Annotated in this window: 1 protein-coding gene; it reads right to left on the reverse strand. The window is 67.2% G+C overall.

Annotated features, from left to right (window positions below):
• Positions 1-17: 17 nt before the first annotated feature.
• Complete coding sequence (locus ABD907_RS20550) at positions 18-1,088, reverse strand: IS110 family RNA-guided transposase (protein ID WP_345219147.1); 1,071 nt, start codon at positions 1,086-1,088, stop codon at positions 18-20.
• Between the last annotated feature and the right edge of the window lie 217 nt (positions 1,089-1,305).

Genomic DNA, 1,305 nt, shown 5'->3' on the forward strand with positions numbered 1-1,305 from the left:
CATGGGTTTCTCCTATGTCAAGCCGCTGCCGCGTAGGTGGGTGCGGCGGCGGTCGACTGGTTGTTCTTCAGGGTGTTGAACACGACTCTTGCGAGTCGGCGTTTCAGGCAGCGCAGGGCCTCAGTCGTGGAGTCACCGGCGGCCAGGCGCTTGTCGTAGTAGGCCTTGCCGAGGCCGCCCAGACGGACCTGTGTGATCGCGATGCGGTGCAGGGCGGCGTTGAGCTGGCGGTTACCAGACTTGTTGATCCGGACCCTGCCGCGGGTGTTCCCGGACCACACCGGGATCGGGGCGACGCCGGCGTGCATGGCGTACTTGGCCTCGTGGGTGAACCGGCCAATCCCGGCGGTCTCGCCGAGAATCTTCGCCGCGGTCAGGGCGGCGCAGCCGGTCAACTCGAGCAGGTCGGGGGCCTGGTCGTGGACAAGGGCGGTGATCTCCTTGGCCATGGCGTTGACCCGAGTCGTGAGGGTCTCGATGTCCTCGAGCAGCTCGCGAGCCAGGCGCGCGTCTATCCCGTCGATGCCGGCGAGGAGGTCGCGTAGCCGGGCCCGGGTCGTGGCGATGTTCAGCGACTTCGGAGCCGGATCGATGGTGGGGTCGATGCGGTGCAGGTGCCACCGGAATCGGTTGACGACACTGGTGCGCTGGCGCACCAGGTCCTCGCGATGGTCGACCAGCAACTTCAGCTCCCGGGACGCCTCGTCATGGGTGGCCACCGGCAGGTCAGGCTCGCGCAGCGCAGCCCGGGCCACCGCCAGGGCGTCGATCGGATCGGACTTGCCCCGGGTGCGGGCGGTGCGGCGCTGCTCGGCCATCATCTTCGGCGGCACCCGCACGACCTGCTGGCCGGCGTCGAGCAGGTCGATCTCCAGGCGTGCCGAGAGGTGCCGGCAGTCCTCGATCGCCCACACCAGGTCGGTGCCGAAGCGGTTCTGGGCCCACCGCACCGCCTTGTCGTGACCGGCCGTAACGGCCTTAACGGTGATCTCTGCGAGCTTGCGGCCGGCCTCGTCGACCGCGACGAACGTGTGTGAGCGCTTGTGTACGTCGGCTCCAACAACAACCATGGTCGTTGCCTCCTTCACCTGATCAGTGACTGGACGGTTGGACCGGCCGGCGGACACATCTCAGTGGGGGCGATGCCACGCTCCTATCAAGTCACGCCGGCCGGTTCCTTCACACCTGGTGCCGGCAAAACCCATGCATGCCAGACCGCTGTCGGCAACGAGGCTATGAGCCAGACACCAGGTGCTCAGGATCCAACCACCGCAACAAGGGCGGCAACACTCACCCTGACACTGA

It is taken from the genome of Georgenia halophila (genome assembly GCF_039541595.1).